This is a genomic window from Pseudomonas sp. P1_C12, from assembly GCF_056406435.1.
The window spans coordinates 40,776-61,581 of the sequence record NZ_JBFUAE010000020.1 but is presented as its reverse complement, the minus strand read 5'-3'; the positions used below and the strand labels follow the sequence as shown (position 1 = coordinate 61,581).

The following is a 20,806-nucleotide window of genomic DNA, read 5'->3' as shown; positions in this document are numbered from 1 at the left end:
AAAAGCCCCCTTCATGACGTAATACTGTTCAGTTAAGCGAATGTGGTCCTCTGTAGGAGCAAGCTCGCTCCTACAATTTCCTTAACTGAACAGCATTGCCTTCATGACGGAAATTTTGGCGAATTGGCTTGAGACGGGAGTAAGCAGGGTGTGCGATATGGGCACTACCAGAAAGGCATTGATTTTTAGAAATGGATTTCAGCGGTCTTGAGGCCCAAGTCTCGAAGCTCGGCGATCAGGTCATCCAGATGCCCGAAAGACTCCACTTCCTCGTTGTCATCAACCAGGAAATAACTTCTCCCGGCGTCCTTCTTGAAGAACACGATCCACTCCTTGGGGTTGGTCGGATTCGCGATCACATGGGTGTCAAAGGTCACGCCTTCGGCGTGTTTGCTTTTCACGGTTTTACGATTCATGTCAGTCACCACGCTACGCGCGCTCTCAAGATTCTCTATTTGCAGTGCATGCCCGCCCAGCTCCATCTGAACTTTCACTATAAACATCTCCAGCCGCACGAAGCGGTGGATCAAGGGCATTTAAATTATCACTGTATGTTAATATTATGCACATGCATCCACTCAGGAGCTAGCCATGATTGCAATAGGTGAGGCATGGAAGGCGGGGTTGTTGGGGCGAGAGCATTGGCTCCGCAATTTGGTGTCTGGCGTGATCGTCGGGGTCGTGGCGCTCCCCCTTGCAATGGCGTTTGCCATTGCATCTGGCGTCAAACCTGAGCAAGGCATCTACACCGCAATCATCGGTGGTCTGCTGGTTTCACTCTTTGGCGGAAGCCGCTTGCAGATTGCCGGGCCGACAGGTGCGTTCATCGTGATTCTGGCGGGGGTCACGGCCAAGCATGGTGTTGACGGTCTGCAAATCGCCACGATGATGGCGGGGGTCATGTTGTTATTGCTGGGGATGGCCCGCCTCGGTGCAATCATCAAGTTTATCCCTGACCCGGTGATAGTCGGATTCACTGCGGGCATCGGCGTGATCATCTGGGTCGGACAGTGGAAAGACTTTTTCGGTTTACCGAAGATCAGTGGAGAGCATTTCCATGAAAAGATCTGGCATTTGCTCCAGGCGCTCCCGGATCTTCACATGGCCACGACCCTGCTGGCGGTACTTAGTCTTTTGCTGGTCACAACCGCGTCCAGAATTCCCGGACTCAAACGGGTACCTGGCCCATTAGTCGCAATGGCAGTAGCTACAGCGATACAGTCAACCTTTCATTTCGAGGGGGTAGCCACGATTGGCAGTGCATTTGGGGGCATACCTCAAGGCCTTCCAGCGTTGAGCCTGCCTGAAATCACGTTGTCTCGCGTCATCGATTTGATTGGTCCGGCGTTCACTATCGCCATGCTTGGAGCAATCGAATCGCTGCTGTCCGCAATGGTGGCCGATGGCATGGCGGGCACCAAGCACGATTCCAATCAGGAACTGATCGGTCAGGGAGTGGCTAATCTGGTCACGCCATTGTTTGGCGGTTTCGCAGCTACCGGAGCCATTGCCCGTACTGCAACCAATATCCGTAACGGCGGCACGAGCCCGCTGGCCGGCATTACGCACGCGGTCACCTTGGTGCTTATTATTCTGTTTCTGGCACCTCTGGCCTCAAACATCCCACTGTGCGCTCTGGCCGCCATTCTTTTCGTGGTCGCGTACAACATGAGCGAGTTGAAGCACTTCAAACGCATGGTCCAGCGGGCTCCACGCGCAGACGTAGCTATTCTGCTCATCACTTTCAGCCTCACAGTGTTCAGTGACCTGGTGATCGCCGTGAATATCGGCGTCATTCTTGCGATGCTGCACTTCATGCGCCGCATGGCCTCATCTGTGGAGGTGCAACAGGTAATCGAGCACGAGCTTGAAGAAGAGCTGAGGGCCAATGGCCACACTCGCCTGCCGCCAGGGACATTGATTTATACGATTGAAGGGCCATTGTTCTTTGGTGCGGCTGAGACCTTCGAGCGAGTCTTGGCGCAGACCCATACCGATCCACGTCTGCTGATTATTCGCTTGAAGCGTGTACCGTTTATGGATATCACTGGCTTGCAGGTGCTGGAGGAGGTCATTCAGCAACTGCACAAACGCAACATCGTGGTGAAACTCTGCGAAGCGAACACGAAGGTGCTCCACAAGCTCGATAGGGTAGGTATCTTGCAAGAAATCGGCACGGAGCATTACCACGCCGACTTCAACACCGCGCTGGCTAAAGCGGTCAGTATTGCAGAGGGCCCGTCGACCCTCTAGGGGCTTACCGCCCGTATCAGGTTATGACTTGGTAGTGGCAGCATGCTTACTTTTGGTCGAATAGCTGGCACCGTGGGTGTCCAGGTAGTCACGAATCAGTTGACGGACTACCTGCGAAGGCGTCAGGTCTTGTGCTGCACAGAGTTCCTCGAAGGCTTTTTTCTTGACGGGATCAATGAGCACAGTGAGGCGCGCAGTCTTGCTTTCCATAGGGTATTCAATCGCTCAAGTCGCTAGATGTTAATCAAATTGTAATTGCCTTGTCCCGTGCTGTCACTGTGCTGCTCGTTACTTCGACTTTACCCACAAGAAAAGATTTGGCTCTCACGGTGGGTGATGAGTCGGATCTGCTTCGACTCAGCGTGGATAATCCCCATCCCCTGCCATATGTCCGGCTTCCAAAGCCCGGACGACAGCATCGCGCTCCACCAGTTTTCCGCGTGCGCAATTGATGAGGTCGGTGCTTCGCTTCATTTGGGCAAGTGTGTTTTTGTTGAGTAGATCTTCTTTGGAGGGGTAGAGCGGAACCTGGAGACTCACGATATCGACGGCCTTGACCAGCGATAGCGCATCCGGATGAAAGATCAGGTTCAACTCACGATCAATCGTCGAGCCGCGCTGATCGATCCAAATACCGATCTCTTCAACGGCACAACCCAGGGCCATGATGTTCTGTTTAAGGCGGTGGAGCAGGGCGGGGGGAAGGTCGTTTGGCATGGCCGGTCCGCTACCGGTGCCACCTTCCTGTGGCTAGGGAGACTGGGGCAATTAACTGTACGCGTCCGGCAAAGTCATCTGGCTGACTCCGCTAGTCCAGGGATGGTGTCCACCTGATTTTCAGGAAGGACAGCTAACCCTTGGCCGATGAGAATAACGAGACATTCGTTGTTAGATGATTGCGTTCGCGTGAACATTTTTACCTGCTTGTGCAGCAGAAGTTGGTAAGGAGTCTAAAATTGAAATTCCATAGGTCGGTCCGTAATGATGCGAGGGACCGTTGGCATGTAGGCGCCTCCAACACCGGACCGGTGTTGGCTAAATGGATTTAAAATTGGAGGGAGCCATGAGCAATCTCATCGCCACCGGCGAGCCACCTGAAGCCGTTCGCCTCATAGTCAAGATTTACGCCTACTTGGTGCTCGCGGGATTTGCGTTGGTTCCGGCCTATCTGATTGGCTACTTATACTTCTTTCAAGACCCCAGCCTTACATTCGAGAATCACCTGTTCCATATCGTTGCGATCACGACAGCCACCTTGGCAGGCTTGTTTGTTACTTACGTAACGTGGCGCTGCTATCAGTCATCGGGAGATCCGCTGCTGCGATGGATGACGCTTGGTTTTCTCGGTTTTGTACTGATCTACGCGTTGCATGGTGCGTTCACTGGGCAAGCGCACCACAATATCTGGCTCTTCCTGCTCTATGGACCGGCCTCTCGACTGGTCATGTCGATTCTGCTGTTAGTTGGAATGCTGTCGTACCACCGCCCACCAGATGTCGCGGACCAACGAATGAAGGCCCGCCCGTGGTTGACCTGGATAGGACTGTTCCTGCTGGTTGACGTGGCAGTGGCGTACGTTGCGTACTCGTCGATCGCCGGCAATCTCGCGGTGCGCCTCTCGATGGAAGGTGGTTCCCTCGTTCTTTCCACATTGACCGTGATAATGCTCCTGCTGCGCCGTATCCGTTCGCCGCTGATGATGATTTTTGTCATCTCGGTTACCGCGTTCGCGCTGTCATCTTTCGCCTTCATCCTTGCACGTCCGTGGAACCATATGTGGTGGCTCGCTCATGCGATCTTCGCCGGTGGATTTTTCATGTTGAGCTATGGGGTAGTGCAAGCGTTCCTCACCACGCGGTCGTTCTCGAAGATTTACAGCCAAGAGGAGTTAATGGTGCGTCTTGCCGAAGCGATGGCGTACACCGAGAGCGCCCTGCAGGAACTCCAGCGCACCAATCAAGAACTCGGGCACCTTGCGGCGACCGACCCACTGACAGGTGCTGATAATCGGCGTCGGTTCATGGAGCGAGTCGAAGCCGAAATTGGCCGGACCGCGCGCGGCGGTGCGCCGTTCTCCGTGTTGGCACTCGATCTGGATAATTTCAAGTCCATCAACGATCGCTTCGGGCATCAGGTTGGCGATGACATCCTGAAGAGTTTCGTGGAGATATGCCTCGATTCGATCCGGCCATATGACGGCGTAGCCCGAGTGGGCGGGGAAGAATTCATGATACTGCTACCTCAGACTTCACTTGAGGGCGCGCACGTAATCGCTGAGCGTCTGCGAAGCACCGTTGCAAATAGTTCTTCTCATGGCCTGCCGCGGTCAACCGTGGTCACAGTTAGCATCGGCGTATCGCAATCTGGCCGCGACGGCGACACTATCGAGGTAATTCTGCGTACAGCCGATCAACGCCTGTATCACGCTAAACACGAAGGCCGTAACCGTGTGGTCACTACCGTCAAAACCAGCCTCCAACCTCTGCCCTGACCATTATCTCGACGTCGCTGAAAGCGTCGGCACCGATACCCAGCTTTGCGTCACAGGATCGGGCGTTGTTCGATCTCCACATTCTGAGCGCACCATTCACAACATACGACCGCTTTTGGCCGAGAGCGTGTAAAAACACAACTACGCTCAAAAGCCCTGTATCGAATGATTATTTCGTTGTACGTTGAGTCCGCGGGAGACCTTGATCTGAAAGACCGTCCCTAGCCACAACACTCGCAAGGAATGCAGATGATCGATGGTCCCGCCGTTTTGACAGTCTTTTTGGTTTACCTGGCCGGTGTCGTTATTCCAGGGCCAAATTTCGTTGCAGTAGTCCACAAAGCGGTAGCTGCTACGCGGTCAGAAGCTTTGGCCTTGGTAGCAGGCATCGTATTGGTCAATTTATTCTGGGCCACCTGTGCAATCGCAGGTATTGGCGTTGTATTTGCTGCGTTCCCTTGGGCGGCGCTGATCGTAAAAATTCTGGGGGCAGCCTATCTGATGTGGTTTGGATTCCGACTGCTGCTCAAGGCCGGGAAGAGCGCGCTTGCCCCCTGTAATAATGCTGTCGTCGGAAACTTTCGGCAGTCATTTATTCAGGGGGTCGTTACGAACATTGGCAACCCTAAATCCATGGCCTTCTATGCCGCTATTTTCTCAGCGGCAGCCCCCACCCACGTTTCACCAAGCACGTTTTTGTCGATGCTGGCAGTCGTAGTGGTGGTTTCGATGACTTGGTATGGAGTGGTCGCAATCGCTCTTTCGCAACCTGAGATCGCTTCAGCGTATCGAAGGAGGAAAAAAGCTATTGATCGATTATGCGGTGGTTTGATTTTGTCTCTAGGGATCCGGCAGCTGGTTCAATAAGTCTACGATTGAGTATCTATCCAGCCCGAATACCCTTGCTATGATTTCTGAGGATTTCATCGCAAGGATCGCCCATGAAGCGCTTTATTCAAGGTGAACATCGGGGGTCAAGGCACCTTGCTTCCGTCGAGCCTCGACGATTACGTCAGCGACACCAATCCGGTGCGTGTAGTCGACGTTTTCGTCGACGAACTCAACATTTGATCGTTGCGCATGAGGTCACCAACGTCGGCTCCGACTGCGCCATTAAACCGCAGCGCACACCGAGCACGGAGCGGCGAGTCCGGCGCTGGGAGCATGGAGCCAGCCCGGATGAAGTGAAGGTAAAGCTGGGGGAAATCCTCCAAGGCGCTGACCCTCCACATTCTGAGGCGGCGGTTCAAACACTGTTACACGACGCCGGATTCGGGGACGCGACTCGTTTCTTCCGCAGCCTGTTCTGGAGTGCTTGGTTGACGTGCAAAATGGTTTGAACCTGGACGCGACAGACAGTTTCTGGCCGGTTTCTGCCTACCGTGACGGGCAGAAACCGACCCAGGCTGCCGGTCATTTGTGTCTACAGCAGCAAGGACGATTCAGGTTGAAAATATGAGTACCGAAAGTCCTCACACCAACGCCGAGCGTCTTCGTATTCCTCGCATTGTCTGGACGTTGGGTTTTGTCAGCCTTTTCATGGACCTGTCTTCTGAGTTGGTACACAGCTTGCTGCCGGTGTTTCTGGTTACGACATTGGGTGCGAGTGCATTGACCGTCGGGGTGATCGAGGGGATTGCCGAGTCGACCGCCATGCTCGTCAAGATTTTCTCCGGTGCTTTCAGCGATTTTATCGGGCGGCGCAAAGGATTGCTTTTGCTTGGATATGGTTTAGCCGCGTTGTCCAAACCCCTTTTTCCTCTCGCTCACTCGGTTGAAGTTTTCTTTACAGCGCGTTTTCTGGATCGAATTGGCAAAGGCATTCGAGGGGCACCACGAGATGCTCTGATCGCAGATGTGGCGCCACCAGAAATCCGTGGCGCCTGTTTTGGGCTGCGGCAGTCGATGGATACCGTCGGGGCTGTTCTTGGCCCTGCTCTGGCCATCGTGCTCATGTTATGGCTCGCAGATATACAGCTAGTCCTGTGGTTTGCAGTTATTCCGGCAGCAGTGGCGGTGGTTCTCATTGTCACAGGAGTAAAAGAACCCACACACCTCCCGACCGAACACACATTTCGATCTCCAATTCACTGGAGAGTCCTTGACGACTTCTCTTCCGGGTATTGGTGGATCGTCATCATTGGAGGGGTGTTTACGCTGGCTCGTTTCAGCGAGGCATTTCTTGTACTACGAGCGCAACAGACAGGCCTGTTGGTCGCCTGGATTCCGCTGGTGATGGTGGTCATGGCGCTTTTCTATACGTTGTCCGCTTACCCGGCCGGCTGGCTATCCGATCGGATCAGTCGAGCGAAGTTGCTCTACGTGGGGATGGTCTTGCTCGTCTTGGCGGATCTGCTACTGGCTCAATCCAGTTCTGTAATCATGATGATGCTGGGCGTTGCCTTGTGGGGGCTTCATATGGGGTTCAGTCAAGGCATTCTTGCGTCGTTGGTGGCCGACAATGCCCCCCATGCACTCAAGGGCACCGCGTTCGGTATTTTCAATTTGGTCAGTGGTGTATGCATGCTGATCGCCAGTGTTCTTGCGGGCTGGCTATGGCAGCACTTTGGGGCAGGCAGCACGTTCCTCATGGGGGCGTTGCTTGCCGCAACGGCTCTGCTCATATTGTTGTTCAAGCAGCAGTAAGGTGTCCCGTGGTGTATTCACATCGGTCAGTGTCGACGTCAGCGTGACAAGGGATAGGGGATGATAGGCACGCACTTCCAAAACGGAGCCTATCCAAAGCGGTGAAGTACGCCCGTTCGTGAGCTCGAAATCGACGACCCACACTCGAAGCGGTTAAGAAGGGAGAGGAGTGTTTTTGGGTTGAAAGCATTAATAATCGACCGATTAATAATAGTCTGCGCTCAACACGAACGGCTTGTCGATGGGCGTTGAAAAGGGGGGGTAGGTCAATCACATGAAGGACAGGTGCCGTATGGGCATCGACCTGGAAAGGTGAGTGCGGGCAATTTACGCCAATGATGCACACGGGAGGCGTTGATTGCGCCCAGGCAGCTTTTGCGCACGACGCAACATGACGTTGCGCCATGTCCATATTCTCTCGTTGGGGCGTGCCGCCTATTTTGTGACCTGACAAACATCAGGCGGGTGACCTTTATTGGAAAGTCACCGCTGTCGAACCTCAGGAGTTCATGGCATGAGCGTTTCAACAAGCGGCACAGCAGCGGCGATAACAAAAGCTTCAATGACGAGGGGAATGGTGCTCCTCTTTGCGTTTTGTTGTGGTGCGATCGTGGCCAACATCTATTACGCGCAACCCATTATCAGCTTGATCGCCCCGGATATCGGCATGTCGAATGGCAGCGCTAGCTTTATCGTATCGCTGACTCAAATTGGTTACGCACTCGGATTGTTTTTCCTGGTTCCCTTGGCGGACCTCATGGAAAACCGCCGACTGATGATCGCGACGATCGTGGTTACAATCTTCAGCCTGATCGCCGCTGGTTTGGCCAGGCAGCCGAGTGTGTTTCTTGTCGTCTCGGCACTCATCGGTTTCAGCTCGGTCTCCGTGCAAATGCTGATTCCATTGGCCGCGCATCTGGCGCCGGAAGAGTCTCGCGGCCGAGTGGTGGGAGGGATCATGGGGGGCTTGCTGTTGGGGATCCTGCTTGCGCGGCCGCTGTCGAGCCTGGTTGCTGACCATTTTGGTTGGCGGGCAGTATTTATCGGCGCGGCTGCGTTGATGCTCGTCATCTCCATGGTGATCGGGATGACCATGCCGAAATGGCAACCGACCCATCGCGCGTCGTATGGTCAGTTGCTGAAGTCCCTTGGACAACTGTTTTGCCGCGAGCCTGTATTGCGTCAGCGAGCGCTCTATCAAGGGTTGATGTTTGCCGCGTTCAGTTTGTTCTGGACTGCTGTCCCCCTGGTGTTGAGCCGGGAGTTCGGCCTCACGCAAAGTCAGATTGCGATTTTCTCTCTGGTCGGCGCCATCGGCGCAATCGCCGCACCTATCAGTGGTCGACTCGCCGATGCAGGGTACACTCGACGAGCCTCACAGTTGGCCATGATATTGGGCGCAGTGAGTTTCCTGCCGGCCTTCATCAATCCTTTTTACGGTGTGATCGGGTTAGCGGTTACGGGTATCGCGCTGGATTTTGCCGTGCAGATGAACATGGTGCTTGGGCAACGAGCCGTCTACGCCTTGGGCACTGCCAACCGAGGCCGTCTGAATGCGTTGTACATGATCAGCATCTTCATTGGCGGGGCGATCGGCTCCTCGGTGGCCAGCTCGCTTTATGAACACTTCAGCTGGTTGGCGATTGCCGCCGTCGGAAGTGCATTGTCACTGGCCACTCTGACCGCGTTCTTGATGGTGTCCCGTAGAAGCGGGCAGACCCACTGAGTAAATCCGTCGCCTGGACAAGTGATTGGGGAGGGCGCCCCAAGTTAGTTATCAAATCCAATCAGTGAAATAGGCGCACCGTTCCCAATCAGCGCCCGGTAACTCAAGGAGTGTCATGGACAAGCTGCTCGCATTGAAAATGTTCGTCCAGGCGGTGGATTCGAAGGGTTTTTCTTCTGCCGCACGACAATTAGGCATGGCTACGTCATCTGTAACTCGGATGATCGATGGGCTTGAGGCTGAACTGGGCGCTGTCCTGCTTAACCGCTCCACCCGTCAAATCTCATTGTCAGATGCCGGTGCCGCCTACTATTTGAAAGCGCGGGAGGTGCTCAATGCTGTGGCCGAAGCGGATGCCTCAGTCACTGACCGTGGGGAAGTCCCTGCAGGGCATCTGCGTATTTCTGTGCCGGTGGCGCTTGGACGTCGTCTCATTGCTCCGCATATCGCCTCGCTGTTGAAGCGTTACCCGCAGTTGGTGTTGGACATGACACTTTCTGACGACATCGTCGAATTGCTCGGCGAGCGCGTTGACCTATCGATACGGTTGGGATCGGCAGCAGCGATGGATGGTGTGGTCAGTCGTACCATCGGTCATTTTCGGCGTCGGGCGGTTGCCAGCGCCGCGTACTTGAATACGCATGGCTTTCCCGAACAGCCTCTGGACCTGCTGCAGCACGAGTGCATGCGCTTCAGTTACGGGTCAAAGCAGCAGGTTTGGACGTTCCAAAAGGACGGTGAGGAGACGCGAGTACCCATTGAAGGCCGCTTCAAAAGCAACAATGCGGAGGTTTTGCGCGAAGTTGTACTGGCCGGCGGTGGGGTGGCGCTGTTACCTGATTGGCTTGTCGACGATGATATCGACAGCGGCAACTTGACGTCGTTGTTCGAGTCTTTTGTGATCAATCCCAACGATGCAAGTTCGGCCATTTCCGCGCTGTATCTTCCCAATCATCGCGGCTCCAAACGCGTCAATGCTTTTATCGATTTCATCTGTGAATTACTGGGGCCTGAACACCTCCCCAGGAATTGATCTGCTGGCGTCCTCAGAAGCCGGGGCGGGTTCATAGCCAGCGCATTCTTTTGTTTTGTATGATGCCTCGATGAAGCTCTAGTGAGGCGTTATGCAAGACTCAAAAAACGTAGACGAGAAAGCGCCGGAAAAATCAGCGAACTCACAGGGTACCGTCAAAGCGGCGACTCGGCGCCTTTCGCCAGAGGTCCGGGAAAAGCAGATCGTGCAGAAAGCCATCGAGCACTTTGCGACGTGCGGATTCTCGGGAAGTACTCGTGAGCTGGCGCGGCAACTGGACGTTACCCAGCCGTTGCTCTATCGCTATTTCCCCAGCAAAGAAGCATTGATTGACCGTGTTTACGACGAGGTATATCAGTGGGATGCCTCTTGGGAGACGATGATCAAGGATCGTTCGCAGCCCCTTCAGGCTCGCCTGGTTCGTTTCTATACCTCATACGCAAACGTGATTCTGCGGCGAGAATGGATTCGCATTTTCGTTTTCGCCGGGTTGACCCGTGAAGGCATCAACGATCGGTATCTGGCCAAATTGCGTGAGCGAGTCTTCATTCCTGTTATTGCGGAAATTCGCCATGCCCATGGTCTGGCGCCTTCCTCCGGTGAAACGATCAATGAAAAAGAGCTCGAACTGATCTGGAGTTTGCATGCCAGCATTTTCTATATTGGCGTGCGCAAATGGATCTACGATCTTCCAGTGACCGAGGACATTGACGCGCTGATAGAGCAGATGGTCGATGCGTTCCTCAATGGCGGTCCCCATGTATTGGCTCAAGTCGACAACGACCTCGGCGAAATGCCTCGCTTGAATTGATTTTTCCGCTTGCCCACCTAATGACATCCTGCTGCCACCCTTCTTTTTTGTCGACCACTCATCACCTGTTTCAGCCTTTAGCTGGATAGGTGGTGGGAGGGCGCGCACCCCGCTATTTCGCTCTGAAAAGCCCTTTCCAAACACCTGGAACTCGCCCTGCCGAGACGACACCACGACGTGGTTCAGGGGCAGTCCTCAAAAAATTTGGTCCTCCGGCTATTTACTTCAATTTCGTCAGGCCTTACTGTTTATCGACTGATAAATAACTACAAAAACAGTTGGAGGCACCATGCAAGTCCGAAAACTCGCTCATTACTCGATCCGGTCGTTCGACCTGGAAAAGTCCAGCCAATTTTATGAAAGGGTGCTCGGTTTCACCCCCGGTTACCGGCCGCCGTTCGACTTTCCTGGCGTGTGGTTGTACATGGGAGGGGATGAGCAAGACTTTGGTACGGTCCACATTATCGGGATCGATCCCTCCAACCCCGAGGGTTTGAAGAAGTATCTCGGCGACAAAGAAATCCCGTTGAAGGGCACTGGAACCGTTGATCACATTGCTTTTCTGGTAACAGGCCTGGTTGAGTTCTGGAGCGTCTTCAAAGCGCAAGGCATTGCCTGGCGTGATCGCACCGTTCCGAGCCTGGGCCTGCATCAGGTCTTCATCGAAGATCCTTCAGGTGTCACCATCGAACTCAACTTCCCGGCCTCCGAGATTGAAGCCGTCGGCTCCTACACCGCCTATGCCGCTGCGACTGTGGAGGTGCAGCCATGATTAATATGTCGAACAAGCGCCGCGCTATTGTCGTAGGTGGATCGCTGGGAGGTCTGTTTGCAGCGAACATGTTGCTACGCAAAGGTTGGGATGTAGAAGTCTTCGAACGTGTTCCGGACGAACTCGCTGGACGTGGCGCAGGGATCGTTACACATCCTGAATTGTTCGAGGCGATGGCTGCTGCGGGTATCCCACTCGATGCGTCGGTAGGTATCGATGTGCTGTTGCGCGTCACTTTGGACCAGGACGGCGATGTCGTACTCGAGAACGCGCTCCCGCAAACGCTGACTGCGTGGGGGAAGATGTACCAGGTTCTTCGCGCCGCTTTTCCAGACTCGCTCTATCGTTGCGGTGGCAGCGTCGTCTCGGTCGAAAGCACGGAGTCCCATGCCAGTGTCACATTGGCTGATGGCACAACTCATCAAGCGGACATCATTATTGCTGCCGATGGATTCCGGTCGACGATTCGCCAGCAGCTTTTACCTGACTTACACCTACAATACGCCGGCTATATCGCATGGCGCGGGTTGGTCGATGAAGGTGTTCTTTCCGACTCCGCCCACGCATCGCTCTTCGATAAATTTGCGTTCTGTTTACCCCCGCGCGAGCAAATTTTGGGGTATCCAGTTGCTGGCCAGTCGAACAGCACCCTTGCAGGAGAGCGTCGTTACAATTTTGTCTGGTACCGCACCAGCGGCGACGATGAGTTGAAGGATCTGCTCCGGGATGAGAGCGGTAAACAGTTTGAAGGTGGAATTCCTCCGGCACTGATACGTCGTGATGTGCTCGCCAATATGTATAAGTCCGCCGATACGCTACTTGCCCCGCAGTTTGCCGAAGTCGTGAAGAAAGCAACGCAACCGCTGTTCCAGCCGATTTACGACCTGGAAGTGCCGAAGATGAATTTCGGACGAGTCGCTCTGCTCGGCGACGCTGCATTTGTGGTCCGTCCTCATTGCGGGATGGGTGTCACCAAGGCGGCCGGTGATGCCTTGGCAATCGTCGAAGCACTTGAGCGACATGCATCCGTTGAAGATGCCTTGGTGGACTACAGCGAACAACGCTGCCGTTTCGGCGCCTCGATAGTTCAGCACGCCAGGCATCTTGGCGCGTATATGCAGGCGCAATTGAAAAGCGAGGAAGAGCGCGAAATGGCTGAGTTGTACCGGACTCCAGAAGCCGTGATGCGTGAAACCGCAGTGCCCGTGAAGTTTTAATTCAGTTACACGCCCTTCGCAGGAGAGAACCATGGAACATGCATATCCGCAAGACGGTGGCCCGGCCGTGTCCGCTGAACAGCTTGAAGACACTATTCAAAATCCGATTCTCGAAAACCCGCAGTTTCGTGCATTGGTAAAACAGCGACGAATATTTTCGTGGAGCATGACTGCTCTCATGCTGGCGGTATATTTCGGCTTTATTCTTTCGCTGGCCTTTATTCCTGCCCGCTTGGGTACACCTATCACCGAAGGTCAACCCATGACGTGGGGCGTGCCGATTGGCTTCGCAATGCTCGCTTTTACGGTTCTTCTCGTTGCTGTCTACGTATGGCGCACTAACACCTGCTACGACCCAAAAATAAAGACAATCATCAGGAGCTTCAAAAAATGAAGCGTCTTCTTATTACCTTCTCGGCCATCCTTACTTCGGCAACTGTATACGCGAGCGATGTCCCTGCCGCGGTGCCCAAACATAACCCCATTGCCATAGGCATGTTCCTGGCGTTCGTCGTATTCACTCTATTTGTCACACGATGGGCCGCGCGTAAAAACAATTGTATTGCCGATCACTATGCGGCAGGCGGCAAAATTACCGGTTTCCAGAATGGTTGGGCCATCGCCGGAGACTACATGTCCGCAGCGTCGTTACTGGGCATCTCCGCCCTGGTTTTTACCAGTGGCTTCGATGGGCTGATCTACTCAATCGGCTTTCTTGCAAGCTGGCCGATCATTCTGTTCCTGATCGCGGAGCCATTGCGCAACCTTGGGCGCTACACCCTGGCGGACGTTCTGTCCTACAGGCTGAAGCAAAGACCCATACGAGCTTTTGCGGCGTCCAGCTCTATCGTGATCGTGCTGCTTTACCTGGTCTCTCAACTGGTAGGCGCTGGAAAACTGGTGGAACTGCTGTTCGGCTTTGATTACACCGCGGCTGTACTGCTCGTCGGTACGCTGATGGTCATCTATGTGTTCTTTGGCGGAATGCTGGCAACTACCTGGATTCAGATCATCAAGGCAGTGTTACTGCTGACCGGATGTGTTTTCATGGCTCTCATGGTGTTATCCGAGTTCGGATTCAGCCTGAACCAATTGTTCGCTCAAGCCACTCAGGTTCATCCATCCCATGGGGCAATCATGAGCCCCGGAGGTTTGATTACCGACCCAGTATCCGCCATCTCCCTGGGGTTGGCACTGGTCTTCGGTACGGCGGGTCTTCCACATATTCTCATGCGGTTTTTCACGGTCGGTGACGTTAAAGCCGCGCGCCAAAGCATTCTTTATGCCTCCGGTCTTGTCGGCATAGGGTATGCGCTGATTGTCATCATTGGCTTTGGCACCATCGCCCTGGTTGCGAGCAATCCTGCCTATCACGATGCATCAGGTGGAATATTGGGTGGCGTTAACATGGTTGCCATTCACCTCGCCCATAACGTCGGCGGTAATGTCTTCCTTGGATTCATGTGTGCGGTATCGTTCTCGACGATATTGGCGGTAGTCGCAGGGTTGACCCTGGCTGGCTCGTCAGCTGTTTCTCATGATCTCTATGCACATGCTTTGCGCCGCGGCACCGCCAGCGACCGTGACGAAATGCGCGTCTCTCGTGTTACGACCATCGTACTGGGTGTGTTGTCGATCATCCTGGCGATTGCATTTGAAAAGCAAAACATCGCCTTTATTGTGAGCTTAACGTTCTCCATCGCCGCAAGTTCCAACTTTCCGGTACTGTTGTTATCGATCTACTGGAAAGGCTTGACGACCCGTGGCGCCGTAATTGGCGGATCGTTGGGGCTGGTATCGGCAATCACCCTGTGCATTCTCAGTCCAACCGTTTGGGTCAAGATCCTTCATCATCAGCAAGCCTGGTTCCCTTATGAATATCCGGCCCTGTTTTCAATGGCCGTAGCATTCATCGGTATTTTCTGGTTTTCCATTACCGATCGCTCCGCCAGTGCCATCAGTGAGCGCAATCGATTCGAAAATCAGTTGGTCGACTCTGAACTGGGTACGCCGGCAACATGGAAGGCTCAACTCAAAGCTGATTGATCCATGTAGTGGCTGCCTGCAATAAATAATTTATGAATAACAGCGCTCATGCTCCGTGCGCTGTTTGGAAATTTGTGCCTGAAAAATCGCTGAATAGTTAATACAAAAATAATAACCTCAACTTTGGTGCGCATAAATGAAATGTTCTTTTACCGTTGCGGCTGCCATGTGTGTATTGGCGCAGCAAGCCCATTCGGCTGGTTTCATTGATGATAGTAAGGCTGCGCTTAAACTGCGTAATTACTATATCAACAGCGATTATCGTGACTCTGCAACACCCGCGCAGAAAGCCGCCAATCAAAGTTATCAAGCGGAATGGGGACAGGCTTTCCAGCTGGAATTCATCTCCGGATACACCCAAGGCCCTGTAGGGTTCGGTGTCGATGCTTTAGGCATGTTGGGCGTAAAGCTCGATTCAAGCGCCGGCAAACATGGCAATCCAACGGGTACCAACTTCGGTGGTGTGGTGTTTCCAAGCGACGGCAACCATGCGGTTGACGATTTTTCCAGCCTGGGATTGACCGGGAAAGTGAAGATATCCAAGACCGAGTTGAAGCTTGGTACTCTGGTCCCGAAACTGCCGGTTATCTTCAGTAATGACGGGCGTTTGCTGCCGCAAACCTGGCAGGGAACCCAGGTTACCTCCGCGGACATCAAGGATCTGACCCTGGTAGGAGGGCAAATTGACGGGGTCAAGGGCCGGAACTCCAGCAATAACGAAAACATGTCAATTGCGGGTGCCAACAATCCTGTCACCGGTCGCTTCAGCAATAAATTCATTTATGCGGGTGGCGATTACAAACTGACCAAAGATCTGACCTTGCAATATTATTACGGCAACCTTGAAGATTTTTATAAGCAACACTTTCTAGGGCTGATTCATAACTGGGCAATAGGTTCGGGCGTTCTGACCAGTGATATTCGATATTTCAATAGCCAAGATGATGGTGCAAACGGCCATGACCCTGCTTACTTTACGACAGGCTACTACGGCGGTAATACGATAAAAGGCAAAGTCGACAATAACCTGTTCAGTGGATTATTTACCTATGCCGTTGCCGGTCACTCCTTCGGAGCCGGCTATGAGGTCAGCAACGGAAAAAGCGATTTCCCTTATTTAAACCAGGGTGACGGTCCAACCACTTACACCATCACGGAAATGCAGGTTCAGAAGTTCGTGCACGCTGGCGAGAAGTCCTTGCAAGCACGCTACGCTTTCGACTTCGCGAAACTGGGCTTGCCCGGTGCGACGGCGGGGGTTGTATACGTTAAAGGTGATGACATCAATACCATCGCTTCCAGCAATTCCAGTGAGTGGGAACGCGATATAACGCTGGCCTATGTCGTGCAATCGGGACCGTTAAAAGGCATTAGCGTCATGTGGAAAAACGCAATGGTACGAAACAACATCCCAAACACCCGCCAACAAGACGAAAATCGGATAATCATTAATTACCGATTGGCATTGTTTTAGGCGTTATCCGATAGAACGGAAGTGAAAGTATATTCAGCGGGTTAGCGGCCCGCTTAACTGACAGGCAGCGCTTTCAGGAGTGTTGCGTGTACATGCCGTTCTCTTCCAACGGCATGTTTTATAGAAGAGAAACATTTCCCTTGATTGGGGTAGGGCGGTGCAAGTGATCCTTCACCGCCTTTTTTTATTCCGAGTGTGCGATAGGCGACCGATTCAGCACGTCAGGATCGCTCATGATCCCAACGCTTCCTGCCAGCCACGTCGAGCCAGCGGAAGATCAAGCAAACGCTTGCCGGTGGCAGCGCTGATGGCGTTGCCCAGCGCTGCGGCCATGGGGCCCTGGACGATTTCCGCGGCACCGAGAAATGGCTGATCCGGCTGATCGATCATGTGGATCTCGACCTGTTTCGGCACCTCGGGAAAACGCATGATCGGATAGCCACTCCAATCGAAGCTATGCAGGCCACCGGCGTCATAGAGGATTCGTTCATAGAGCGTCCAGCTGGCGGACTGCACGATGCCGCCCTGAATCTGATTGAGCAGCCCATCGGGGCTGACAATTTGCCCCACATCGACGGCGGCAACCACCCGATCAATCGTCACTTGCCCGGTCTGGCGCTGTACATGCAACTGCACGGCGATGGCGCAGTAACCCATGATATTTTTATAGCGTGCGAAGGCGAAGCCGATTCCACTGCCGGGGCCTGTTGCTTTTTGCGGCCAGCGGAACGCACTGGCCACGCGATCCACCACCGCCCGTGCTCGCGAATCGCTCAAGTGATTCAGGCGAAACTGCACCGGATCCACAGCGGCCCGAGCCGCCAGTTCATCCACCGTACTTTCGATGGCGAACACGTTGATATGAGCACCGAGCGAACGCATGGCCGAAGTCCTGAATGGCATGGTCAGCACAAAATTCAGGTCAGCCTGCAGGTTGGGTATCTCATACAACGGAACCGCGTTACGGTCGCCGTCACCCTCGGGTTGGGCGATCGGGACTGAAGGGGCAGGGGTGAAGGGTTTGGCCAATAGCCACGCCGGTAACAGACGCCCGGCATTGATGATGCGTTCGTTGTGCGGAGTACTCCAGAGCTCGTATTTCCAGTCACGAAGACGCCCACTGTCATCCAGTCCCGCTTCCACTTCGGCCAGCATTGCCGAGCTGTAGGGCTCCCAGAGATTTTCCTGTTCGCGCATCCATTGCACCCGTATTGGTTTGCCAGGCAGGGCCATGGCGATCAACGCGGCATCGGCGGCGGCGTCATCGGCGCCGTTGTGACCATAGCAGCCGGAGCCTTCAGCATGGATGCAGCGTACCTGCTGCACAGGCAGACCTAGCATCTCGGCGATGCCCATGCGCAGAGGATAAACACCCTGGGTGTGGGTCCAGACGGTCAGCGTCCCATCCTTGAACCACGCCACAGCGCAAGACGGCCCAATGGAACCGTGCATCAGGTATTGCTTGGTCACCCGTGCCTTGTACGCACGCGACTCAGGTTGCGTGAGGTTACCCTTGGCGCTCACCGGGTAGCGCCGCGCTGGCAGCTCGGTGAGGAGTTGATGGATATGTGTCGAGTCAGGTAGCGGATTACCTTCTGTCCAGCGGGCAGTGCCGTAGCCCTCGCGCATCGCTTTGACCGCCAGCCATTCATCGGAGGCGACCACGGCGAGGTAACTGCCGTTACGGACCAGCTTCACCACACCGGGGAGTTTGTTGAGGGCGGCCTCGTCAATGTCCAGTAGCTGACTGCCGCGCCGGGGGGGACGTATCACGCGAGCATGCAGCATATCGGGCAGGCGCATGTCCTGCACATAGGCCGCACCGCCGCTGACCTTGGCCGGGATGTCCAGCCGAGGCAATGATTTGCCGATCAGGGTGAAACTGCTGGCTGGCTTGAAGGGGGAACTCGCCGATGCGAAGCGATGCAATTGAACCCCGACCACCGCTTGTATGTAGGTCATGCTGCGGCCTTGCCCATCGTAGATCACAGCGTCCCGCGTGCTCAGGCTGTCGATGTTGCATCGCCATTGGCGTGCCGCGGATTCGAGTAACAACTGACGCACCTGGGCCGCGGCGTTGAACAATGCAGTGCCGCTGTCGACGATCGTATGGCTGCCGGCGGTATAACCCTCATTGGGTGTCAGCGCAGTGTCGGCAGTGAGAAAACGGATGAGACCAGGTGATACTTCCAGGCGTTCAGCGGCGATTTGCAGGAGCGCGGTCTTGACGCCAGTGCCCAGCTCCACTTTTCCGGTGTAGACGGTGATGCCGTCTTTCGCGTCTATGCGGATCCAGGCGTCCAGATTGGGCGTGGCCCGCAGGCTGCCTGGCAGATCCGGCGCCAGGATCGCCGTCCCCAAGGTGTCCACTTCGGTGTCAGCGAAGGCACGCGGGATACCCGGGAGCATTGCGAATCCCATCACCAACGTGCCGTTTATCACGAAGGCGCGGCGGCTCAGATCGACGTTTTGCGCAGAGGATTTCATACCTTGTCTCCCTGCGCGATGACCGACTTGATAGCGGCAAGGATCCGCACATGAGTGCCACAGCGGCACAGGTTGGGAGCCATGTGGCGACGGATCGTTTCATCGTCCGGATGAGGGTTCGCCTCCAATAGAGCCTGCGCTCGTACGATCATCCCCGCGATGCAATAACCACACTGGGCCGCCTGTTCGTCGATAAAGGCTTTCTGCAACGGCCCCGGGTTGTCGGCGCTGCCCAGACTCTCCACTGTGCGCACTGATTTGCCCGCCAGCGCGCCGCAGGGTGTCAGGCATGAAAAAACCGGTTTATCGTTCACTAAAACGGTGCAAGCGCCGCACTGACCCAAACCGCAACCGAATTTCGTGCCATTGAGCCCTACCTGGTTGCGCAGGGCATACAGCAGCGGCATGTCTTGCGGGATGTCCAGTTCATGCGTCTTGCCGTTGATGTCGAGTGTGATCACGGTTGCTACTCCTGAGCCCGAATGCTCTTGATTGTCTTGTCGAGGTCCGTCCAGGGTCTGGTCGGGCAGCTCTCGTTGCGCAAGTACTCGGCAATTGCGGCGAGGTGGGAGTCATCCAGACTGTCTGCGAACGCAGGCATGTAGTGGCTGGAAGCGGCGGTGGACATCGGGATGCCCTGCAGGATGGTTTGGATCAGGTTACGTGGCGAGTCCGCCGTCACTGCGCTGGTGTTTGCCAGAGCGGGCCTCGATTCAATGGCGCGCATGGGGGCGGCGGAGCCGTGGCAACTTGCGCAGGCACCGTCGAACAGCGACGCACCCGGCAACGCCTTGGCACTGGGCTTGGCCTCAGGGGAGCAGGGCGGTAACGTCACGTCCGAAGAGGTTTTTTTGAGGTCAAGAATATAGCGGGCGATGGTATGGGCATCTTCCACCGGCAATTGCGCAATGCTCAGGCTGACCGGCAACATCGGGCCCGCCGCCGCACTGTGATCTTCGGCGACCTTGCCCGTCAGATAGGCGACCAATTGGGCTTCATTCCAGGGGTGTTGCGCTTCGGCCATCCCGCGCAGGGAGGGGGCCGTCCAGCCGTCGACGATACTGCCGTTGAACAGTTCGCTGCTCTTCTCGCCGCCTATCAGATTCAGGGGCGAATGGCAGGATGAACAGTGTCCCGCGCCTTCGACCAGATAGCGTCCGCGGTTCCATTGCGCTGACCGGTCGGGAAGTGGTTCCAACGGATCCCCATGCAGGAACAGCAAGTTCCAGAAAGACACCAGCGCACGGAAGTTCATGGGGAAAACCATATGGTTTTCAGGTGCGGTGTATTTGACCGGGTCCACGCTCATCAGGAAGGCGTAGGCATCCGCGATATCGGCATCACTCAACTTTCGATAATGCACGTACGGGAAAGCCGGATAGAGAAAGTGACCGTCGCGGGCGATGCCTTCACGCATGGCTCGTTCAAAGGCCTCCAGCGACCACTTGCCGATACCGGTTTCCCGGTCCGGGGTGATGTTGGTGGTGAAAAGTGTTCCGAAGGGCGTTTTCAATGGCAATCCGCCCGCCATGTAATCGCCTCCTGGCCGCGTGTGGCAGACCGCGCAGTCTCCCGCTTCGACGATGCGCCGGCCTCTGTCCAGGGTTTCGCGTCCGGCACTCTGAGGCTGGCCGGCAGTAGCTATTTCCGGCCTCCACATCATCCAGAACGCGAACCCTATCCCCACCACGCCAAGCGCCAGAACGGCACCGATGATCGTCTTGCGCTTCATCGCCTAACCTCTCGAACTGAGTAAACGACAGATTTTTCAATCCGCCGCGTGCGATTGGCGTACGGCGACTTTCTGCTCAGAGAGCTTAAACAGGGCGCTTGTGATGGAGTACCCCATC

At 54.9% G+C, this 20,806-nt stretch carries 18 protein-coding genes and 2 pseudogenes; 14 read left to right on the top strand and 6 right to left on the bottom strand.

Features of this window, described 5'->3' with window-relative positions; all coding sequences use genetic code 11:
• Positions 1 to 185: 185 nt before the first annotated feature.
• Complete coding sequence (locus tag AC1D19_RS26290) at positions 186 to 416, bottom strand: hypothetical protein (protein WP_046043128.1); 231 nt, start codon at positions 414 to 416, stop codon at positions 186 to 188.
• Between the two features lie 175 nt (positions 417 to 591).
• Between AC1D19_RS26290 and AC1D19_RS26285 the strand changes: the two genes are divergently transcribed.
• Positions 592 to 2,253, top strand: coding sequence for a SulP family inorganic anion transporter (locus AC1D19_RS26285; RefSeq protein ID WP_477760240.1), 1,662 nt, complete (start codon positions 592 to 594; stop codon positions 2,251 to 2,253).
• A gap of 21 nt (positions 2,254 to 2,274) precedes the next feature.
• Here AC1D19_RS26285 and AC1D19_RS26280 read toward each other — a convergent pair whose 3' ends face one another.
• Complete coding sequence (locus AC1D19_RS26280; protein WP_477757018.1) at positions 2,275 to 2,463, bottom strand: CopG family transcriptional regulator; 189 nt, start codon at positions 2,461 to 2,463, stop codon at positions 2,275 to 2,277.
• A 147-nt stretch (positions 2,464 to 2,610) separates the two neighbouring features.
• A complete protein-coding gene (locus AC1D19_RS26275; protein WP_477765048.1) occupies positions 2,611 to 2,970 on the bottom strand; it encodes an NAD(P)-dependent oxidoreductase in 360 nt (119 codons plus the stop codon).
• Between the two features lie 346 nt (positions 2,971 to 3,316).
• On the opposite strand from AC1D19_RS26275, the gene AC1D19_RS26270 reads away from it, so the two are divergent.
• From AC1D19_RS26270 to AC1D19_RS26210, 13 genes and pseudogenes are all read left to right on the top strand, one after another.
• Positions 3,317 to 4,744 carry a GGDEF domain-containing protein gene (locus tag AC1D19_RS26270; protein WP_477765047.1) on the top strand — a complete coding sequence of 476 codons (1,428 nt, stop codon included), beginning with the start codon at positions 3,317 to 3,319 and terminating at the stop codon, positions 4,742 to 4,744.
• Between the two features lie 249 nt (positions 4,745 to 4,993).
• The gene (locus AC1D19_RS26265) at positions 4,994 to 5,611 is read left to right on the top strand and encodes a LysE family translocator (RefSeq protein ID WP_477760242.1); all 618 of its coding nucleotides are present in this window, start codon (positions 4,994 to 4,996) and stop codon (positions 5,609 to 5,611) included.
• 74 nt (positions 5,612 to 5,685) lie between these two features.
• Positions 5,686 to 5,812 (top strand): annotated as a pseudogene (locus AC1D19_RS26260) (hypothetical protein); the annotation flags it as partial.
• 83 nt (positions 5,813 to 5,895) lie between these two features.
• Positions 5,896 to 6,084 (top strand): annotated as a pseudogene (locus AC1D19_RS26255) (SAM-dependent methyltransferase); the annotation flags it as partial.
• A gap of 115 nt (positions 6,085 to 6,199) precedes the next feature.
• Positions 6,200 to 7,390: an MFS transporter gene (locus AC1D19_RS26250; protein ID WP_477765046.1), complete on the top strand. Its 1,191-nt coding sequence runs from the start codon at positions 6,200 to 6,202 to the stop codon at positions 7,388 to 7,390.
• A gap of 514 nt (positions 7,391 to 7,904) precedes the next feature.
• The gene (locus AC1D19_RS26245) at positions 7,905 to 9,116 is read left to right on the top strand and encodes an MFS transporter (RefSeq protein ID WP_477765045.1); all 1,212 of its coding nucleotides are present in this window, start codon (positions 7,905 to 7,907) and stop codon (positions 9,114 to 9,116) included.
• 115 nt (positions 9,117 to 9,231) lie between these two features.
• The gene (locus AC1D19_RS26240) at positions 9,232 to 10,149 is read left to right on the top strand and encodes a LysR family transcriptional regulator (RefSeq protein WP_477765044.1); all 918 of its coding nucleotides are present in this window, start codon (positions 9,232 to 9,234) and stop codon (positions 10,147 to 10,149) included.
• 205 nt (positions 10,150 to 10,354) lie between these two features.
• The gene (locus AC1D19_RS26235; RefSeq protein WP_477765043.1) at positions 10,355 to 10,960 is read left to right on the top strand and encodes a TetR/AcrR family transcriptional regulator; all 606 of its coding nucleotides are present in this window, start codon (positions 10,355 to 10,357) and stop codon (positions 10,958 to 10,960) included.
• Between the two features lie 289 nt (positions 10,961 to 11,249).
• Positions 11,250 to 11,732 (top strand): VOC family protein, encoded by a 483-nt coding sequence (locus tag AC1D19_RS26230; protein WP_477757014.1) that lies wholly within the window; start codon positions 11,250 to 11,252, stop codon positions 11,730 to 11,732.
• Entirely contained in the window at positions 11,729 to 12,949 is a 1,221-nt protein-coding gene (locus AC1D19_RS26225) for an FAD binding domain-containing protein (protein ID WP_477765042.1), read from the top strand. The genes AC1D19_RS26230 and AC1D19_RS26225 overlap by 4 nt, the downstream gene beginning before the upstream one ends.
• Before the next feature lie 31 nt (positions 12,950 to 12,980).
• Complete coding sequence (locus AC1D19_RS26220; RefSeq protein ID WP_477760246.1) at positions 12,981 to 13,343, top strand: DUF485 domain-containing protein; 363 nt, start codon at positions 12,981 to 12,983, stop codon at positions 13,341 to 13,343.
• Positions 13,340 to 14,995: a cation acetate symporter gene (locus AC1D19_RS26215; protein WP_477765041.1), complete on the top strand. Its 1,656-nt coding sequence runs from the start codon at positions 13,340 to 13,342 to the stop codon at positions 14,993 to 14,995. Before AC1D19_RS26220 ends, AC1D19_RS26215 begins: the two co-directional genes overlap by 4 nt.
• 136 nt (positions 14,996 to 15,131) lie before the next feature.
• A complete protein-coding gene (locus tag AC1D19_RS26210) occupies positions 15,132 to 16,469 on the top strand; it encodes an OprD family porin (protein ID WP_477765040.1) in 1,338 nt (445 codons plus the stop codon).
• 231 nt (positions 16,470 to 16,700) lie between these two features.
• Here AC1D19_RS26210 and AC1D19_RS26205 read toward each other — a convergent pair whose 3' ends face one another.
• Genes AC1D19_RS26205 through AC1D19_RS26195 form a run of 3 tightly spaced genes read right to left on the bottom strand, consistent with a single transcriptional unit; the run spans position 16,701 to position 20,688 of the window.
• Complete coding sequence (locus AC1D19_RS26205) at positions 16,701 to 18,956, bottom strand: xanthine dehydrogenase family protein molybdopterin-binding subunit (RefSeq protein WP_477765039.1); 2,256 nt, start codon at positions 18,954 to 18,956, stop codon at positions 16,701 to 16,703.
• Positions 18,953 to 19,417 (bottom strand): (2Fe-2S)-binding protein, encoded by a 465-nt coding sequence (locus tag AC1D19_RS26200; protein WP_477765038.1) that lies wholly within the window; start codon positions 19,415 to 19,417, stop codon positions 18,953 to 18,955. The genes AC1D19_RS26205 and AC1D19_RS26200 overlap by 4 nt, the downstream gene beginning before the upstream one ends.
• 5 nt (positions 19,418 to 19,422) lie before the next feature.
• Entirely contained in the window at positions 19,423 to 20,688 is a 1,266-nt protein-coding gene (locus tag AC1D19_RS26195) for a cytochrome c (protein WP_477765037.1), read from the bottom strand.
• Positions 20,689 to 20,806 lie beyond the last annotated feature (118 nt).

Excerpts from the sequence above, each read along its gene's own strand:
- AC1D19_RS26290 (WP_046043128.1), bottom strand. The coding sequence starts at position 416 with ATGAATCGTAAAACCGTGAAAAGCAAACACGCCGAAGGCGTGACCTTT.
- AC1D19_RS26285 (WP_477760240.1), top strand. The coding sequence starts at position 592 with ATGATTGCAATAGGTGAGGCATGGAAGGCGGGGTTGTTGGGGCGAGAG.
- AC1D19_RS26280 (WP_477757018.1), bottom strand. The coding sequence starts at position 2,463 with ATGGAAAGCAAGACTGCGCGCCTCACTGTGCTCATTGATCCCGTCAAG.
- AC1D19_RS26275 (WP_477765048.1), bottom strand. The coding sequence starts at position 2,970 with ATGCCAAACGACCTTCCCCCCGCCCTGCTCCACCGCCTTAAACAGAAC.
- AC1D19_RS26270 (WP_477765047.1), top strand. The coding sequence starts at position 3,317 with ATGAGCAATCTCATCGCCACCGGCGAGCCACCTGAAGCCGTTCGCCTC.
- AC1D19_RS26265 (WP_477760242.1), top strand. The coding sequence starts at position 4,994 with ATGATCGATGGTCCCGCCGTTTTGACAGTCTTTTTGGTTTACCTGGCC.
- AC1D19_RS26250 (WP_477765046.1), top strand. The coding sequence starts at position 6,200 with ATGAGTACCGAAAGTCCTCACACCAACGCCGAGCGTCTTCGTATTCCT.
- AC1D19_RS26245 (WP_477765045.1), top strand. The coding sequence starts at position 7,905 with ATGAGCGTTTCAACAAGCGGCACAGCAGCGGCGATAACAAAAGCTTCA.
- AC1D19_RS26240 (WP_477765044.1), top strand. The coding sequence starts at position 9,232 with ATGGACAAGCTGCTCGCATTGAAAATGTTCGTCCAGGCGGTGGATTCG.
- AC1D19_RS26230 (WP_477757014.1), top strand. The coding sequence starts at position 11,250 with ATGCAAGTCCGAAAACTCGCTCATTACTCGATCCGGTCGTTCGACCTG.
- AC1D19_RS26225 (WP_477765042.1), top strand. The coding sequence starts at position 11,729 with ATGATTAATATGTCGAACAAGCGCCGCGCTATTGTCGTAGGTGGATCG.
- AC1D19_RS26220 (WP_477760246.1), top strand. The coding sequence starts at position 12,981 with ATGGAACATGCATATCCGCAAGACGGTGGCCCGGCCGTGTCCGCTGAA.
- AC1D19_RS26215 (WP_477765041.1), top strand. The coding sequence starts at position 13,340 with ATGAAGCGTCTTCTTATTACCTTCTCGGCCATCCTTACTTCGGCAACT.
- AC1D19_RS26210 (WP_477765040.1), top strand. The coding sequence starts at position 15,132 with ATGAAATGTTCTTTTACCGTTGCGGCTGCCATGTGTGTATTGGCGCAG.
- AC1D19_RS26205 (WP_477765039.1), bottom strand. The coding sequence starts at position 18,956 with ATGAAATCCTCTGCGCAAAACGTCGATCTGAGCCGCCGCGCCTTCGTG.
- AC1D19_RS26195 (WP_477765037.1), bottom strand. The coding sequence starts at position 20,688 with ATGAAGCGCAAGACGATCATCGGTGCCGTTCTGGCGCTTGGCGTGGTG.